Origin of the sequence: Streptomyces sp. NPDC048419 (assembly GCF_043200415.1) — a bacterium.
In the GTDB taxonomy this organism is placed as follows: domain Bacteria; phylum Actinomycetota; class Actinomycetes; order Streptomycetales; family Streptomycetaceae; genus Streptomyces.
In genome coordinates, this window is sequence record NZ_JBICXT010000019.1 from 171,540 (window position 1) to 186,958 (window position 15,419).

Here is a 15,419-nt window from a genome sequence, read left to right on the forward strand (position 1 = left end):
GTCAGACCCTGGTGACCGAGGACACGGGAAGCATGTTCACCGGGTCGTAGCGCACGGCCGCGCCGGGGTGGGGCGCGTGGATCACCTCGCCGTTGCCCATGTACATCGCGACATGGCTGGCGTCGGACCGGTAGACGATCAGGTCGCCGGGGCGCGCCTCGGAGAGCGGGATCCGCCGGCCGGCGTACCGCTGCTCCTGCGAGGTGCGCGGCAGCTGGATGCCGGCCTGCGCGTACGACCACTGCATCAGGCCCGAGCAGTCGAAGCCGGAGGGGCCGGACGCGCCCCAGATGTACGGCATGCCGAGCACCGAGCGGGCGGCGGCGATCGCGGCGGCCGCGCGGGCCGAGGCGGGCAGGGCGCTGCCGAAGTCGGGGATGACGCCGCGGTCGCCCCGGGAGGCGCGGTCGTAGGCGGCACGGGCCGCGTACGGAAGGGAGTTGAGCAGGGTGCGGGCCTTGGCGAGCTTCTTCTCAACGGTCTTCTTGTGGGCGGCGACCGCCTTGCGGCTCTTGTCCAGGTCGGCCAGCTTCAGGACCGCCTCGGCGCGCTCCTGGGAGAGCTCGCGCATCGCGGACTGCAGATCTTTGAGTTCGCCGGCCTGGTGGGCGCCGATGCGGTCCAGGGCGGCTGCCTTGTCGAGGTAGTCGGCCGGGTCGTCGGAGAACAGCAGGGCCAGGGTGGGGTCGATGCCGCCGGAGCGGTACTGGGCGCCGGCCAGCGAACCGAGCGACTCCCGCATGGTGTTGATGCGCTCCTGCTGCCGCGCGATGCGGTCCTGCGCGTCGCTCACCTGCCGGCGCAGCGTGCCGGCGTTCTCGTCGGCCTTGTTGTAGGCCTCGGTCGCCTTCTCGGCCTCCGTGTAGAGGCGGTCCACCTCGGCCTTGGTGTTGTCGTGCGGAGCGGCGGCGGCCGGCAGCGCGCCGAGGGCCGAGGCCGCGGCGGAGAGTACACACAGGGCGGCGCCGGCGCCCCGGTTGAACCCGGACGTCGGTGCAAGGCGGCGATGGGACCCCACGGGAAGCCGCGCTCCTTCCGCTGGCGACATGGACTGCCTCCCCACCGGAGCAGGGAAACGCGGCAGACAGTAGCCCCGCGGCGGGGCGGCGGCCAAAGACGTCGTGGGCCACACAACGTGACGCCCCGCCTCTGACGCAGGTCATCGGCGGGGCGCGGGGTCAGTGCGGGTTCACGCAATTCGCCCGTTCGGGCGGCACGTTGCGCTGATCTTGATGCGGACTCGAGGTGCCCGGAGTCAGATCCGGACGCCGAACTGGAACGGCATGTTGGCGATCGACTCGTAGCGCACGCTGGCACCGGTGTGCGGGGCGTGCAGCACCTGCCCGTTGCCGGCGTAGAGGCCGATGTGGTGGAGGTCGCCGTAGAAGAGCACGAGGTCGCCGACCTTGAGCTGGCTCTCGCTGTAGATGCGCGTACCGGCGTTGGCCTGGGCCTGGGAGGTGCGCGGTATGGAGACGCCGGCCTGGGCGTAGGCCCAGGAGGTCAGACCCGAGCAGTCGAAGGAGGACGGGCCGGTGGCGCCGTAGACGTAGGGCGAACCTATCCGGGTCTGGGCGGCGGAGAAGGCCGCTGCCGCCCGGCCGGAGGCGGAGCCGGTGTCGCCGAGGTCGACGCGATCCGCGGAGGAGCGGCTGGCGCGCTGGTCCGCGGCGGCGAGCGCCGCCTTCTCGGCGGCCGTCAGGGTGTTGAGCAGCTTCTGCGCCTCGGCGAGCTTGCTCTGGACCTGCTTCTTCTTCTTGCCCAGTTCGGTGCGGGTGGAGGCGAGGTCCTTGAGCTTGTCGGACGCCTCGGAGCGCTCCTGGGCGAGTTCGCGCTGCTTCTCCTGGATCTTCTTCAGCGCCTCGACCTGCTGGGAGCTGAGCTGGTCCGCGGTGGACGCCTTGTCCAGGTAGTCGTCCGGGTTCGACGACAGGAAGAGCTGGAGGGAGGAGTCGATGGAGCCGGAGCGGTACTGCGCGGCCGCCGCCATGCCTATGGAGTCACGGAGCTCGTTGAGCTCCTCCTGGCCGCGGGCGACGTTGTCCTGGATGGTGGAGATCTCCTTCTGGAGCTTCTCCTGCTTCTCCTTGGCGCCGTTGTACTTCTCGGTGGCCTGCTCGGCCTCCTCGTACAGCTTGTCGACCTTCGCCTTGACCTCGTCCTTGGAGGGCTTCTCACTGGGCGCGGCATTGGCGGCCTGGGCGCTGATGGCTACGGCTGCAGCAGCCGCGGTGGTGAGCACGGTCACGCGCGCACGGCTCGGCTGCTTGGGTCGACGGTGGGTCGCCACGAAGGTGAACTCCTTCTTCTGAGTGATCACCCGCTCGGAGGTTCGGAGCCAGACCCTAGTGACCTCATCGTGATCAGATCAAATCCTCAGGAGCAAAATCTCGTCACAGCATGCATTCTTTACACGCAACTCACGTGCGGTGATGTGCGGTTGACACTACGTTGCGTGACGATCCCGCCAATTCGGGCATTAAACCTAGAAGTTCGACCTTCGGGACAGCGCCTCAGGAAAGCCGTTTCAGGAGCATGGCGGAGGCGACCGGCCGGGCACCCGCCTTGGCCACCCCGTCGGCCACCTCACGGTCGGTGGAGGCGACGATGACGGGCCGCCCCGGCGGCTCGGCGCGCACCAGCTGGCGGATCAACTCGTCGGCCGTCACGCCCGGTTTGGAGAACAGCACCCGCACGCCGCGCGGGGGCGCCAGCAGCACCGGCGCGACCAGTTCGGCCCCGTCGAAGACACAGGTGACCTCGGCGCCGGTCTGCGCGGCGAGCTGCGAGAGCTGGCCCAGCAGCCTCAACCGCTGCTTCTCCAGGGGCATTTGGGGATAGCCTGTCTTGGTGACGTTGTAGCCGTCGACGAGCAGATGGGCCTGCGGCAGGGCGAGCAACTGGTCCAGGATCGCCGGGTCGTTCTCGGACAGCGCCCGCGCGGCGATGTCCTTCGGCGTCATTCGTCCCGGTTCGACCGCGTCGACCGTCTCCGCCGGCCGTACGGAGACGGGTGGCAGCGCCAGTTCCCGGCGCAGCCCCTGGGTCGCGTCCAGCAGGGTGTCCAGAAGCAGCCGCACGCGCATGTCCTCGACACTGCGCCCCTCGCGCGCCGCTCTGCGCGTGGCCTCCAGGGCGGCCTCCGCCTCGCCGAGCCGCGCCTTCAGGCGCCGGGACTCGCTCTCCGCGGCGGACACCTGCGTCTGCGCCTCGGCGCGTGCGGCGTCCATCTCGCCCTGGACCTTGCGCAGGGCCGCCTCGCCCCGCTTGACGTCGCTGAGGGCCGCACGCAGCTTGCGGTGCGCCGAGTCGGCCTCCTTGCGGACGGCGTCCAGATCGGTGCGCAGCCGCTCGGTGTCGAGCCGGGTCTGCTCACGGGCCTGCTCGAGCTCCTCGCGCAGCCGCTCCAGCTCGGCCCGGCTCTCCTCGTCGGCGCGCTCGGCGTCGGCCCGCTGGGCCTCCTCGCCGGCCGCCGTCACGAGCTTGACCCAGCCGGTGGGCCGCAGAACATAGGCCGCGGCCGCCACGTCGAGCGGGTCCGCGGCCGGGGGCGGCGAGCCGGAGTCGAGAGCGCCGGTGAGCTCCGGCTGGGCCTCTCTGAGCTTCTCCCCGATCCGCTGCCGGAACAGCGGATCGGTCTCCAGCGCCGCCGCCATCGCGTTGCCGGCGAACTTGGCCCGGCGGCTGGGGGTGAAGCGGGCGTACTGCCTGAGCTGTGCGGGCAGTTCGACGACGGTCAGCCCGCCGAACCCGTCCGAGACGATCTGGACGACCTTGCGGCGCACTCCGTCGGGCAGCGGACGGTCAAGCACCTCGGCGGTGCCGTCGCCCGGCCCCCCGCCTGCGGTCTCCACCATCCGTCACACCCCATTACCTGTGGGGCCGCTCCGCTCAGGAGTCGGCGCCCGGCCTGTCCACGAGTTCCACCTGATCCAGCGCGTTGCACCAGCGGCAGCGCACCGACTCGATGGTCTCACTGACCACCTCGCGCTCCTCGACCTTCGGCTCACCGGCCAGATCGAGATGGATGTACTCGACGACCTTCGACGAGCGGGTCACGTCGAACCGCGTGAGGTTGCCGCAGAGCGTGCAGCGCCACCGTGTCGAGGCGGTCGGCAGGGGAACCGTCATCGTGACTTGTACCTTTTCCTTCTGGGCCGTCTGTTGTCCGCGACGCGCCAGCTTCCCTGGAGCGTGTGGCCGTAACCCTACGGCCTGGCGGCAACCCGCCGCCCGCCCGTCCACGGCGGCGAGGCGTTCTGTGCGAGTGCGCCCCCTTACGTCATGCTCTGTGTCCATGATCAGCCACCGGAGCCCGACCGTCAGCAGAACGAGCCGGTATCCCTCGGCGCCCGTCACATACACGCTGCTCATCCTGTGCTGCCTGGTCTTCGTGATCGGCCCGGCCTCGGGTCTGAATCAGGCCTACGGCTCCGGGGAGGCGCTGCTCGCCGCCCAGCGCGCGTACTTCCACCGGTGGGGTGTGATTCCGGCCGAGCTGTTCCAGGGCTCCCTCAGGGCGGTCCTGACCCCTGCCACGGCCCTGTTCGTCCACGGCAACTGGGTGCACCTGCTCGGCAACATGCTCTTCCTCTACGTCTTCGGCGTGATGACCGAGGAGCGGATGGGCCGCACGGAGTTCGCCCTCTTCTACCTCGGCTGCGGCTACCTGGCCCTGCTGGGGTACGCGGCCGCCAATTCCGCCTCCGAGCAGTCGCTGGTGGGAGCGTCCGGGGCGATCTCCGCCGTCCTCGGCGCGTTTCTCTACCTGTTCCCCACGGCCAGGGTCACAAGCCTGCTCCCGTTTCTCTTCTTCCTCCCCGTGCGCTTCCCCGCGTGGGTCGTCCTGCCGTTCTGGGCGTCCCTGCAGTGGCTGGCGGCGGGCCGCGCGGACCAGGGGCCGGGGGTGGCGTACCTGGCCCATCTGGTGGGCTTCGGGCTGGGCTTCTGCTACGCCTGGGCGCGGTTCGGGAAGAAGGGCCCGAAGGGCGGCCTTGGAAGGGCGGTGGTGGGCGACGGGCGGGCGGCTAAAGTGAAGTCCGCCCCAGCTCCGGCCCCCGAGGGAGAGAACCAGCCGTGATCACCGCGATCGTCCTCATCAAGACCAGCGTGGACCGGATCCCCGAGATCGCGGAGTCGATCGCTGCGCTGGAGTCCGTGAGCGAGGTCTTCTCGGTCACCGGCACGTACGACCTGATCGCCATGGTCCGGGTCACGCAGCACGAGGACCTGGCCGACGTCATCCCGGGCAGCATCAGCAAGATCCCCGGCGTGGAGGCCACGGACACGCACGTGGCGTTCCGCACCTACTCCCAGCACGACCTGGAGGCGGCGTTCGCGATCGGCCTGGACTCCTGACACCTGCCGTCCGGCGGCTGGGTGTTCGTCGTGCGGTCGGCGGCCTGGTACGAGCGCGGCGCCAAGGCTCACCCCGGCGCCAACGCCTCGCTCACACCCCGGCGGCGCTCAGACCGCCGGCACGCAGCGGCCGTCCTCCGTGCGGTACTGCCACTTCGCGCCCTGGCGGACCAGTTCCCGCACGGCCGTGACGAAGCGGTCCACGTGCTCGTCGGGGGTGCCGGCGCCGAAGCTGACCCGGATGGCGTTGAGGGACTTCTCGCCGGGGGCGGCCTCGGGGGCGCCGCATTCGCCCTGGGTCTGGGGGGCGCTGCCCAGCAGGGTGCGCACCAGGGGGTGGGCGCAGAAGAGGCCGTCGCGGACGCCGATGCCGTACTCGGCGGAGAGGGCGGCGGCGAAGTGGGAGCTGTTCCAGCCCTCGACGACGAAGGAGATCACGCCGACCCTGGGGGCGTCGTCGCCGAAGAGGGACAGGATCTTGACCTGCGGCACCTCGGCCAGGCCCTCGCGGACCTTCGTGATCAGGTGCTCCTCGCGCGCGACCAGGGTCTCGAAGCCCGCCTCGGTCAGGGCCTTGCAGGCGGAGGCGATGGAGTAGGCGCCGATCACGTTCGGTGAGCCGGCCTCGTGGCGGGCGGCGCTGTCGTGCCACTCCACGTCCACTCCCCCGTCCTGGCGCCGCGTGACCTTGCGGCTGGCGCCGCCGCCCGCCAGGTACGGCTCCGCCTCCCGCAGCCAGTCGGCGCGGCCGGCCAGCACGCCGGAGCCGAACGGCGCGTACAGCTTGTGCCCGGAGAACGCGACCCAGTCGACGTCGAGGTCCCGCACGGACACCGGGTGGTGCGGAGCCAGCTGCGCGGCGTCCAGCACGATCCGCGCGCCGTGGGCGTGCGCCGCGGCGGCCAGCTCGCGCACCGGCCACAGCTCGCCGGTGACGTTGGAGGCGCCGGTGACGCAGACCAGTGCCGGGCCGTACGGGTCGCGGTCGGCGAGGGCGCGCTCCAGGGTCGCCACGGCCTGCCGCGGGGTGCGCGGCGCGTCGAGGTAGGTGACCTTGGCGTCCTGCCAGGGCAGCAGGCCGGCGTGGTGCTCGGTCTCGAAGACGAAGACCTGGCAGCCGGCGGGAAGCGCCCGGGCGAGCAGGTTCAGCGAGTCCGTGGTCGAGCGGGTGAAGACCAGCTGGTCGTCGGGCCGGCAGTCCAGGAACTCGGCGACCGTGCGGCGGGCGTTCTCGAACAGGTCGGTCGACAGCTGGGACAGGTACCCGGCGCCCCGGTGGACGCTGCCGTAGTAGGGGGCGTAGGCCGCCACGTCGTCCCAGACGCGCTGCAGGGCCGGTGCGCTGGCCGCGTAGTCGAGCGCCGCGTAGCTGACCTCGCCGCCGGTGACCAGCGGAACGGTGACATCCCGCCCCAGAACGGGCAGCGGGGCACAAACGGACTGGGCGGGGGCAGCGGTGGAGACGGACATGGCGAACTCCTGTGAGGGGTATGCGGATTCACCGTGCGAGCGGTACGGCTCGAGCACGGGAGAAGGTGAAAGGGGTACGCGGAGGCGGGGCTCGACGCCCTATCGCATTCGCTTGCTCACAGAAGGCTCCTCGACGACCAGGACCCCTGGCGCAGGAGGGGTCCGCGCTTGCCGTAGACCTCGCTGCCTACGGCCTGGTCCTCACCCGGGGCACCCCGCCACGGACGGAGGGTTGCCGGACAGTCGGCCGGGGCCTCATGACTGTCACTCATGACCTGACAAGGAACGTACGTGAAGTGATCGCGGTCCCGCAACTCGTGTCCGGATGCCGGGACCGCGATCGCCCTAGGCGTTGCTGGCCGCCACCCAGCGCTCCAGTGCGCGCTTGGCCGCGCCGGAGTCGATCGATTCCGCCGCCCTGGCCATCCCGGCGCGGATCTGCTCGGCGAGGGAAGCCGGACCCGGGTCGAGGGCGACGAGCGCGGCCGCCGAGTTCAGCAGTACGGCGTCCCGTACGGGCCCCTGCTCGCCGTCGAGGAGCCTGCGGGCCACCTCGGCGTTGTACGACGGGTCGCCGCCGCGCAGCGCCTCGACCGGCACCAGCTCGATGCCGACCTCACGGGGGTCGAAGGTCTCCTCGGCGACCTTGCCGTCCCGGACGATCCACACCCGGGAGGTGGCCGTGGTGGTCAGCTCGTCCAGTCCGTCGTCGCCGCGGAAGACCAGGGAGGAGTTGCCGCGTTCGGCGAAGACGCCCGCGACGACCGGGGCCATCCGCGGGTCGGCGACGCCGACCGCCTGGGCGCGCACCCGGGCGGGGTTGGTCAGCGGACCGAGGATGTTGAACACCGTGCGGATGGCCAACTGGCCGCGCGCGGCACCGGCATGGCGCAGCGCCGGGTGGAACTTGACGGCGAAGCAGAAGGTGATCCCCGCTTCCTGCGCCACCTCGGCCACCCGCTGCGGGGTCAGCTCCAGATTGACGCCGAGCTTCTCCAGGACGTCCGAGGCACCGGACGCCGAGGACGCGGCGCGGTTGCCGTGCTTGACGACCGTGGCGCCCGCGCCGGCGACGACGATCGCCGACATGGTGGAGATGTTGACGGTCTTGGCGCCGTCACCGCCGGTGCCGACGACGTCCACCGTCCGCCCGGGCACCTCGATCACGTTGGCGTGCTCGTACATCGCGCGGACGAGACCGGTGATCTCCTCGACGGTCTCGCCCTTGGCGCGCAGGGCCACCACGAAGCCCGCGATCTGCGCGTCCGTCGCCTCGCCGCGCATGATCCGGTCCATCGCCCAGGCCGTCGCGTCGGCGCTCTGGTCGCGGCCGTACAGCAGGGCGTTCAGCACCTCGGGCCAGGAACGGCCCGCCGCGGTGTCGCCTCCAGCGGGGGTCACAGCGCTCATAAGGCCGCTCCTGGGTGTCGTAGAAGAGTGTGACCCCACCCTATCCAGCCGGAAGGCATGGCAAAGGGCCCCGTCCGAACACCGGACAGGGCCCTTTGTGGGGCGTGGCGACGCCTCAGCGATCAGTGGTGGCCGTGGCCGCTCGTGATCTCCTTGTACTCCTCGACGGTCGGCTTCGGGATCTGGGACTCGTCACCGAAGTACGCCTCGCTGAGCTTGGCGCGCAGCTTCTCGGAGCCCTTCACCTTGCGCTCGACGCCGTTCTCGTCGGTCGTCGCGCCGATCTCGGCCGGCTTGTACTGCTCGTGCGCCGTGAGCGTGTGCAGCGCGTCCTGGCTGAGCGGCTCGTGGACCTCGATGAACTCACCGTGCGGCAGGCGCTTGATGATGCCCGACTCGCGGCCGTGCAGCACCTTGTCCTTGTCGCGGCGCTGCAGACCCAGGCAGACCCGCTTGGTGGCGATGAACACGAGGACCGGCACCACGAAGAAGCCGACACGCACGAACCAGGTGATCGCGTTGATCGACAGGTGGAAGTGCGTGGCCCACAGGTCGTTGCCGCCACCGATCATCAGCACGAAGTACCAGGAGACCCACGCGGCACCGAACGCGGTACGCGTCGGGGCGTTGCGCGGACGGTCCAGGATGTGGTGCTCGCGCCGGTCGCCGGTGACCCAGGCCTCGACGAACGGGTAGACCGCGATCGCGACCAGGACCAGCGGGAAGATCACCAGCGGGATGAACACGCCCAGCACGAGCGTGTGGCCCCACGCGTTGATCTCCCAGCCCGGCATGACGCGGATCAGGCCCTCGGAGAAGCCCATGTACCAGTCGGGCTGGGCGCCGGTCGACACCTGGTCCGGCCGGTAGGGGCCGATGGCCCAGATCGGGTTGATCGAGGCGATCGCCGCGATGGCCGCGATGACACCGAAGACCAGGAAGAAGAAGCCTCCGGCCTTGGCCATGTACACCGGCAGCAGCGGCATGCCCACGACGTTGTTGTTCGTACGTCCGGAGCCCGCGAACTGCGTGTGCTTGTGGTAGAAGACCAGGATCAGGTGGCCGACCAGCAGACCGAGCATGATGCCCGGCAGCAGCAGGATGTGGATCGAGTAGAAGCGGGCCACGAAGTCGCCGCCCGGGAACTGGCCGCCGAAGAGGAACATCGACAGGTACGTGCCGACGATCGGCACGGACAGGATCGCGCCCTCCATGAAGCGGACACCGGTGCCGGAGAGCAGGTCGTCCGGGAGCGAGTAACCGGTGAAGCCGGTGAACATGCCCAGGACGAGCAGCAGGAAGCCGAACAGCCAGTTGACCTCACGCGGCTTGCGGAACGCGCCCGTGAAGAACACGCGCATCATGTGCACGAACATGCCCGCGAGGAAGATCAGCGCGGCCCAGTGGTGGATCTGCCGGATCAGCAGACCACCACGCACGTCGAACGAGATGTGCACGGTCGAGTTGAAGGCCTCGGACATCATCTGGCCCTGCAGCGGGATGTAGCTGCCGTGGTACTCCACCTCGTTCATCGACGGGTGGAAGAACAGGGTCAGGTACACACCCGTGAGGATGATGATGATGAAGCTGTAGAGGCAGACCTCACCCAACATGAACGACCAGTGGTCGGGGAAGATCTTGCGCATGTTGGACTTGGCCAGGGAGTAGATCCCGAGGCGGCCGTCCGCCCAGTCGGCGACGCGCTCGCCGGCAGGCGCCTTTCCGCGGCGTGCCGCGGTGGTGTCGTTGGTGCTCATCCGCGCTCCCAGAATGCAGGACCGACGGGCTCTTCGAAGTCGCCGAGCGCCTCGAGGTAGCCCTCGTCGTTCACGCCGATGCGCAGCTGCGGCAGGGCGTGGCCGGCGGGGCCGAAGATCACTCGGGCACCGTCGGAGAGGTCGAAGGTGGACTGGTGGCAGGGGCACAGCACGTGGTGCGTCTGCTGCTCGTACAGCGAGATCGGGCAACCGACGTGGGTGCAGATCTTCGAGTACGCGACGATGCCCTCGTGCGACCACTCGAGCTCGCGCTTGTCCTTGATGTTGTCCGGCTGGATCCGGACGATCATCAGGGCGGCCTTGGCGATCTCGGTCTGGAAGTTCTCGTCCTTCTCCTCCAGGCCCTCGGGCTTGGCGAAGGTGAGCGAGCCGACGGCGACGTCCGAGGGACGCAGCGGCTCGTTCGTGTTCATGTTGACGAGCAGCTTGCCCTTGGACCACAGCGTGTGACGGAGCTTGGTCCCGGGCAGCGGGCCGAGGTCACGCAGCAGCATGACGCCGGAGAGCGGGAACAGCGCCATCGCGCCGAACATCGTGTTGCGGATCAGCTTCCGGCGGCCGAGCGCGGACTCCTTGGCACCCTGCCGGAAGTCGTCCATGACCTTGGCCCTGACTTCGGGCGAGGCCTCGATCGGATGCCGCTCGTCGGCGATCTCCTCGTCGGACATCAGGGTGCGGGCCCAGTGGACCGCGCCCGCGCCGATCGCGAACAGCGCGAGGCCCAGGGTCAGACCCAGCGCGAAGTTCAGCGCGTTGATGTGGCCGATCGGGAAGACGTAGATCGCCTTGTCGTGCGGGATCGCCACGTACGAGGCGATGAAGCCGACCGTGGCGAGCATGGACACCGTGAACAGCATGGCCACCACGCGCTCGGACCGCTTGGCGGCCCGCTCGTCGATGTCCTGGACACGGTGCTCGTGCGGCGGCAGGCCGGGGTCGGCGAACGGGTTCTTCTCGTCCGCGACGCTGACCGCGCCGTGTTCGTCCTGCTCAGCGGGCAGGTTCTCTTCTGGAATGTCTTGGCTACTCATGACTTCTTGGCCTTTGCGGTCCGAGCGGCGACCCAGACGGCGACCGCGATCAGCGCGCCGAGTCCGAAGATCCAGGCGAACAGGCCCTCGGAGACCGGGCCGAGTCCGCCCAGCTCAAGGCCGCCGGGGCTCTCGGTGTCGTCACCGTTGACCGCGTTCAGGTACGCGATGATGTCCTTCTTGTTCTGCTCCGTCAGCGTGGTGTCGGGGAACGAAGGCATGTTCTGCGGGCCGGTCTGCATGGCCTCGTAGATGTGCTTCGGGTCGACACCCTCGAGGTCCGGTGCGAACTTGCCGTGGGTCAGCGCACCGCCCTTGCCGGTGAAGTTGTGGCACTGCGCGCAGTTGGTGCGGAACAGTTCACCGCCCTTGGCGATGTCGGCACCCTCGGGGCCGTACTGGTCCTTGGTCGGCACGGTCGGGCCGGCGCCCAGCGAGGCGATGTACGCCGCGAGCTGGTCGATCTCGGCCTGCGTGTAGACGACCTTCTTCTTCGGGACCTGCGCGCCCGGCTGCTGGGCCGGCATACGGCCGGTGCCGACCTGGAAGTCGACGGCCGCGCTGCCGACGCCCACGAGGCTCGGACCGTCGGAGGTGCCCTGACCGCCGGTTCCGTGGCAGGAAGCGCAGCCGACGGAGAAGAGCTTCTTGCCCTCGTCGATGGCGAGAGACTGGGCAGTTTCGTCGGCCTGCGCCTTGCTCGCGGGCGCGAACGCGGCGTACAGCCCCCCGGTGCATGCCAGCGCGAGGAGTAGGACGACGAGCGCCGCCATCGGATGGCGTCGTCGTGCGGAGAGCTTTTTCACGGATTACCCCGGTGTCAGGATCTTCTGCGTCGATGCTTGTGTGGTGTGCGCCCTACGGCGCCGCGGGACGGGCCCGGCTACTTGATCAGGTAGATCGTGGCGAAGAGGCCGATCCACACGACATCGACGAAGTGCCAGTAGTAGGACACGACGATGGCCGCGGTCGCCTGTTCGTGGGTGAACCTCTTGGCCGCATAGGTACGGCCGAGGACGAACAGGAAGGCGATGAGGCCGCCCGTCACGTGCATGCCGTGGAACCCGGTGGTCAGGTAGAACACCGAGCCGTACGGGTCGGAGGACAGGGAGAGCCCGTCCTTCTTCACCAGCTCCGTGTACTCGAAGATCTGACCGCCGATGAAGATCGCACCCATCACGAAGGTGACGATGAACCAGCCCCGGAGCTTCTTCACGTCCCCGCGCTCGGCGGCGAAGACGCCGAGCTGGCAGGTGAGGGAGGAGAGCACCAGGATCGTGGTGTTGGTCGCGGAGAACGGAAGGTTGAGATGGCTCGCCATCTCCTTCCAGTGATCCGGACCGGTCACCGATCGCAGGGTGAAGTACATCGCGAAGAGGGCCGCGAAGAACATCAGCTCGGAACTCAGCCAGATGATGGTTCCGACGCTGGTGAGGTTCGGCCGGTTGACCGACGGGTGCGCGTGCCCGGTATCTACTGTCGTTGCTGTCGCCACGTCCGACATTATGTCGGTCGCTTATCCCGCCCTCACTCCGGGGGGTGCCGTTCGGAGTGTTGCTGCCGTCCATACCGGTGTTGACGTGGTGTTGAACGGAGTAACATCCGCCGCAACGGGCCTTTCCGTACGACGCTGACGTCTCGGAGGAACAATGCAGCCGACCGCCACGGTGCTGGTCTACAGCGACGACTCCAACACCCGCGAACAGGTCCGGTTGGCCACCGGGCGAAGGCCCGCACCCGACGTTCCCGTGGTCGAGTTCGTGGAGTGTGCGACACCCGCGGCCGTCTTGACGGAGCTGGACAAGGGCGGGATCGACGTCTGCGTCCTGGACGGCGAGTCCGTGCCCATGGGTGGCATGGGGGTCTGCCGGCAGATCAAGGACGAGGTGTTCAACTGCCCGCCGGTGCTGCTGCTGATCGGGCGGCCGCAGGACGCGTGGCTCGCGACCTGGAGCCGTGCGGACGCGGCTGTGACGCTGCCTGTGGACCCGGTGGAGTTCGCCTCCGCGCTGGCCTCGCTGCTGCGGCGCAAGAGTCTTCAGCAGAGCGCCTAGCCGCCCGGGGCAGCCGTCTTTGGGACGGCTGCCCGCACGCGGGCTCACACGCTCTCTGGGCGCAGCCTGGCCCTCTCTGCGGCGGTCGGGGCATCGGGAGTTCCGGCGACCAGGGCGCTGCCCGTGCGCCAGTTCTTCCAGGAGAGGTTCCAGTCCCCGAAGCCGTTGCCGAAGGGCTCCATGGTGTCGCCGCCGGAGTTGACGACCTTCACCACGTCCCCCTCGTGGACGTTGTTGAAGAACCACTCGGCGTTCCCGGTGCTCATGCCGGTGCAGCCGTGGCTGACGTTGGCATAGCCCTGGGAGCCGACGGACCAGGGGGCGGCGTGCACGTACTCGCCGCTCCAGGTCAGCCGGGTCGCGTAGTACACGGGCAGGTCGTAGGAGTCCGAACTGCCCTCGGCGATGCCGACGGTGGCACTGCGCATGCGTACGAAGTATTCCTTGCCCAGTACGACCTTGACGCCGTTGCGGGTCTCGAAGCCGGGCTTGCCGGTGGTGACGGGGATGTCGTTGATGTCCTCGCCGTTCTTGTAGACCGCCATGGTGTGCGAGGCCGCGTCGGTGACGGCGACGACGCTGTCGCCGATGGTGAGCTTCAGCGGCTTGCTCTGCGCGCCCCACAGACGGTCGCCGATCTTCACTCCGTCGAGGTTGCTGTGCACCTGGACGCTGGTGTGGGCGGGCCAGTACTCCTTGGGGCGGTAGTGGAGTTCCTTGTCGCTCACCCAGTGCCAGGCGCCCTGCACGGCGGGCACGGAGTCCACCCGCAGCGCCCGCTCGACCAGGGCCCGCTGCGCCTTGTCCTTGACGGGCTTGTCCAGTTCGGCGGTGATCGGCTGACCGACGCCGTACGTGCCCGACTTGGGCCCGAACGTCACGCCCAGTCGCTTCTTGGTGGTGGGCTTGGTGGTGTCGAAGCTGAGGACCTTGCGCCCCGGCGCCCCGTCCTCGTCCTCCGTGCTCACCCGCACCGTGTAGTGGGCGTTCGCGGCGAGCGGAGAGGTGCTGTGCCACCGGCTGCCGTCGGTGGAGAGTTCGCCCGTCACAGAGCGGCCTGCGGCATCCGTGGCGGTGACGTCCGTGATCCGGTCGTCGTCGGCCGTGACTTCCAGGGGCTTGTCCGGATCCGCCTTCTTGCCGTCCTCGGAGAGGCCGTTGAAGGAGATCTGGTCCGTCGCGTCGTACGGCTTGTCGGTCAGCGGGTTGCCGCCGCTGCTGCAAGCGGTGCCGCCCGCGCCAAGGGCGATCACCAGCAGCGTGCAGCCGGCAACGGTGCGGGTGCGCGGAGAGTGGTTCATGTCCTCGACGCTATGGACGTCCGTCAAGTACGGCGCGCCGGGTAACTCGTACGAGTGACTGTTATTGCGGCAAAAGCACGAGCCCGGACGCTCCTGACGGAGTGTCCGGGCTCTTGTGCGCTCAGCGCGTGCTACTGGGTGCGGTTCTCACCGCGGTAGTACTCGAAGACCCAGCCGTACAGGCCGACCATGATGATCGGCGCCGAGAAGTACAGCAGCCACCAGCCGATCGCGATCGACAGGAAGGCCAGCGCGCCACCGAAACCGAGGGCGAGCGGCTGCCAGCTGTGCGGGCTGAAGAACCCGACCTCGCCGGCGTCGTCCGCGACGTCCGCGTCCCTGTTGTCCATGGCACCCGCGTCGACCCGCCGGGCCGTGAAGCCCAGGTAGAAGCCGACCATGATGCACAGACCGAAGGCCAGGAAGAGCGCCGTGGTACCGGCCGGCTCCTTCGACCACACGCCGTAGACGACCGCCATGGCGAGCACGAAGAAGCTCAGCCACATGAACATCTTGCCCTGAACCTTCACTTGCCGGCCTCCTTGCCACCAGCCAGAGCGTGGTCACCGTGCGGCGCGTTCTCGAGCTGGTCGAGAGCGGCGATCTCAGGGTGATGCAGGTCGAACGCCGGGGATTCGCTGCGGATCCGCGGCAGGGTGAGGAAGTTGTGCCGCGGCGGCGGGCAGGACGTCGCCCACTCCAGCGAACGGCCGTAGCCCCACGGGTCGTCGACGCCGACCGGCTTGCCGTACTTGGCCGTCTTCCACACGTTGTAGAGGAACGGCAGGACCGACATGCCGAGCAGGAACGCACTGATCGTGGAGACCGTGTTCAGGGCGGTGAAGCCGTCGGCCGCCAGATAGTCGGCGTAACGACGCGGCATGCCCTCGGCGCCCAGCCAGTGCTGGACGAGGAAGGTGCCGTGGAAGCCGATGAACAGCGTCCAGAACGTGATCTTGCCGAGGCGCTCGTCGAGCATCTTGCCGGTCATCTTCGGCCACCAGAAGTGGAAGCCGG

The 15,419-nt window shown here is 69.1% G+C and carries 16 protein-coding genes and 1 riboswitch; of the genes, 3 read left to right on the top strand and 13 right to left on the bottom strand.

The genetic code is table 11. From position 1 onward, the window contains the following. Position 1: 1 nt before the first annotated feature. The 4 genes from ACGFYN_RS33375 to ACGFYN_RS33390 form a co-directional block, all read right to left on the bottom strand. Positions 2–1,018, bottom strand: a complete 1,017-nt coding sequence (locus ACGFYN_RS33375; RefSeq protein WP_393869655.1) for an NlpC/P60 family protein — start codon at positions 1,016–1,018, stop codon at positions 2–4. A gap of 237 nt (positions 1,019–1,255) precedes the next feature. Next, complete coding sequence (locus ACGFYN_RS33380; RefSeq protein WP_393869677.1) at positions 1,256–2,290, bottom strand: NlpC/P60 family protein; 1,035 nt, start codon at positions 2,288–2,290, stop codon at positions 1,256–1,258. A gap of 223 nt (positions 2,291–2,513) precedes the next feature. Next, complete coding sequence (locus ACGFYN_RS33385) at positions 2,514–3,857, bottom strand: NYN domain-containing protein (protein WP_393869656.1); 1,344 nt, start codon at positions 3,855–3,857, stop codon at positions 2,514–2,516. A 34-nt stretch (positions 3,858–3,891) separates the two neighbouring features. Continuing rightward, on the bottom strand, positions 3,892–4,131 hold the full coding sequence (locus ACGFYN_RS33390; protein ID WP_393869657.1) for a hypothetical protein: 240 nt from the start codon (positions 4,129–4,131) through the stop codon (positions 3,892–3,894). 166 nt (positions 4,132–4,297) lie between these two features. Here ACGFYN_RS33390 and ACGFYN_RS33395 point away from each other — a divergent pair, with 166 nt between their 5' ends. Both ACGFYN_RS33395 and ACGFYN_RS33400 read left to right on the top strand, forming a co-directional pair. After that, positions 4,298–5,080 carry a rhomboid family intramembrane serine protease gene (locus tag ACGFYN_RS33395; protein ID WP_393869658.1) on the top strand — a complete coding sequence of 261 codons (783 nt, stop codon included), beginning with the start codon at positions 4,298–4,300 and terminating at the stop codon, positions 5,078–5,080. Beyond that, positions 5,077–5,358 carry an Lrp/AsnC family transcriptional regulator gene (locus tag ACGFYN_RS33400; protein WP_393869659.1) on the top strand — a complete coding sequence of 94 codons (282 nt, stop codon included), beginning with the start codon at positions 5,077–5,079 and terminating at the stop codon, positions 5,356–5,358. The genes ACGFYN_RS33395 and ACGFYN_RS33400 overlap by 4 nt, the downstream gene beginning before the upstream one ends. Before the next feature lie 108 nt (positions 5,359–5,466). Here ACGFYN_RS33400 and ACGFYN_RS33405 read toward each other — a convergent pair whose 3' ends face one another. The 6 genes from ACGFYN_RS33405 to ACGFYN_RS33430 form a co-directional block, all read right to left on the bottom strand. Continuing rightward, entirely contained in the window at positions 5,467–6,828 is a 1,362-nt protein-coding gene (locus ACGFYN_RS33405; RefSeq protein WP_393869660.1) for an aminotransferase class V-fold PLP-dependent enzyme, read from the bottom strand. A 159-nt stretch (positions 6,829–6,987) separates the two neighbouring features. Next, a riboswitch (SAM riboswitch) is annotated at positions 6,988–7,104 on the bottom strand. A gap of 69 nt (positions 7,105–7,173) precedes the next feature. After that, positions 7,174–8,238 carry an anthranilate phosphoribosyltransferase gene (trpD, locus tag ACGFYN_RS33410; RefSeq protein WP_393869661.1) on the bottom strand — a complete coding sequence of 355 codons (1,065 nt, stop codon included), beginning with the start codon at positions 8,236–8,238 and terminating at the stop codon, positions 7,174–7,176. 122 nt (positions 8,239–8,360) lie between these two features. Beyond that, entirely contained in the window at positions 8,361–9,995 is a 1,635-nt protein-coding gene (locus ACGFYN_RS33415; protein ID WP_393869662.1) for a cytochrome bc complex cytochrome b subunit, read from the bottom strand. Continuing rightward, positions 9,992–11,047, bottom strand: coding sequence for a Rieske 2Fe-2S domain-containing protein (locus ACGFYN_RS33420; protein ID WP_393869663.1), 1,056 nt, complete (start codon positions 11,045–11,047; stop codon positions 9,992–9,994). Before ACGFYN_RS33420 ends, ACGFYN_RS33415 begins: the two co-directional genes overlap by 4 nt. Continuing rightward, the gene (locus ACGFYN_RS33425; protein WP_393869664.1) at positions 11,044–11,853 is read right to left on the bottom strand and encodes a c-type cytochrome; all 810 of its coding nucleotides are present in this window, start codon (positions 11,851–11,853) and stop codon (positions 11,044–11,046) included. The genes ACGFYN_RS33420 and ACGFYN_RS33425 overlap by 4 nt, the downstream gene beginning before the upstream one ends. Positions 11,854–11,930: 77 nt before the next feature. Beyond that, positions 11,931–12,551 (bottom strand): heme-copper oxidase subunit III, encoded by a 621-nt coding sequence (locus ACGFYN_RS33430; protein WP_384266476.1) that lies wholly within the window; start codon positions 12,549–12,551, stop codon positions 11,931–11,933. Between the two features lie 145 nt (positions 12,552–12,696). Here ACGFYN_RS33430 and ACGFYN_RS33435 point away from each other — a divergent pair, with 145 nt between their 5' ends. Next, positions 12,697–13,101 carry a hypothetical protein gene (locus tag ACGFYN_RS33435; RefSeq protein ID WP_393869665.1) on the top strand — a complete coding sequence of 135 codons (405 nt, stop codon included), beginning with the start codon at positions 12,697–12,699 and terminating at the stop codon, positions 13,099–13,101. Between the two features lie 44 nt (positions 13,102–13,145). On the opposite strand, the gene ACGFYN_RS33440 is transcribed toward ACGFYN_RS33435, so the two are convergent. The 3 genes from ACGFYN_RS33440 to ACGFYN_RS33450 all read right to left on the bottom strand — a co-directional run. Continuing rightward, positions 13,146–14,402, bottom strand: coding sequence for an Ig-like domain-containing protein (locus ACGFYN_RS33440; RefSeq protein ID WP_393869666.1), 1,257 nt, complete (start codon positions 14,400–14,402; stop codon positions 13,146–13,148). A 131-nt stretch (positions 14,403–14,533) separates the two neighbouring features. After that, entirely contained in the window at positions 14,534–14,932 is a 399-nt protein-coding gene (locus tag ACGFYN_RS33445; RefSeq protein ID WP_393869667.1) for a cytochrome c oxidase subunit 4, read from the bottom strand. After that, on the bottom strand, positions 14,929–15,419 hold a 491-nt coding region (locus ACGFYN_RS33450), incomplete at its 5' end, for a cbb3-type cytochrome c oxidase subunit I (RefSeq protein WP_393869668.1). The genes ACGFYN_RS33450 and ACGFYN_RS33445, both read right to left, overlap by 4 nt.

Bases quoted from the DNA above. Each gene is read 5' to 3' on its own strand.
- ACGFYN_RS33405 (WP_393869660.1), bottom strand. From the start codon at position 6,828: ATGTCCGTCTCCACCGCTGCCCCCGCCCAGTCCGTTTGTGCCCCGCTG.
- ACGFYN_RS33435 (WP_393869665.1), top strand. From the start codon at position 12,697: ATGCAGCCGACCGCCACGGTGCTGGTCTACAGCGACGACTCCAACACC.
- ACGFYN_RS33430 (WP_384266476.1), bottom strand. From the start codon at position 12,551: ATGTCGGACGTGGCGACAGCAACGACAGTAGATACCGGGCACGCGCAC.
- ACGFYN_RS33440 (WP_393869666.1), bottom strand. From the start codon at position 14,402: ATGAACCACTCTCCGCGCACCCGCACCGTTGCCGGCTGCACGCTGCTG.
- ACGFYN_RS33415 (WP_393869662.1), bottom strand. From the start codon at position 9,995: ATGAGCACCAACGACACCACCGCGGCACGCCGCGGAAAGGCGCCTGCC.
- ACGFYN_RS33395 (WP_393869658.1), top strand. From the start codon at position 4,298: ATGATCAGCCACCGGAGCCCGACCGTCAGCAGAACGAGCCGGTATCCC.
- ACGFYN_RS33390 (WP_393869657.1), bottom strand. From the start codon at position 4,131: ATGACGGTTCCCCTGCCGACCGCCTCGACACGGTGGCGCTGCACGCTC.
- ACGFYN_RS33385 (WP_393869656.1), bottom strand. From the start codon at position 3,857: ATGGTGGAGACCGCAGGCGGGGGGCCGGGCGACGGCACCGCCGAGGTG.
- ACGFYN_RS33420 (WP_393869663.1), bottom strand. From the start codon at position 11,047: ATGAGTAGCCAAGACATTCCAGAAGAGAACCTGCCCGCTGAGCAGGAC.
- trpD (WP_393869661.1), bottom strand. From the start codon at position 8,238: ATGAGCGCTGTGACCCCCGCTGGAGGCGACACCGCGGCGGGCCGTTCC.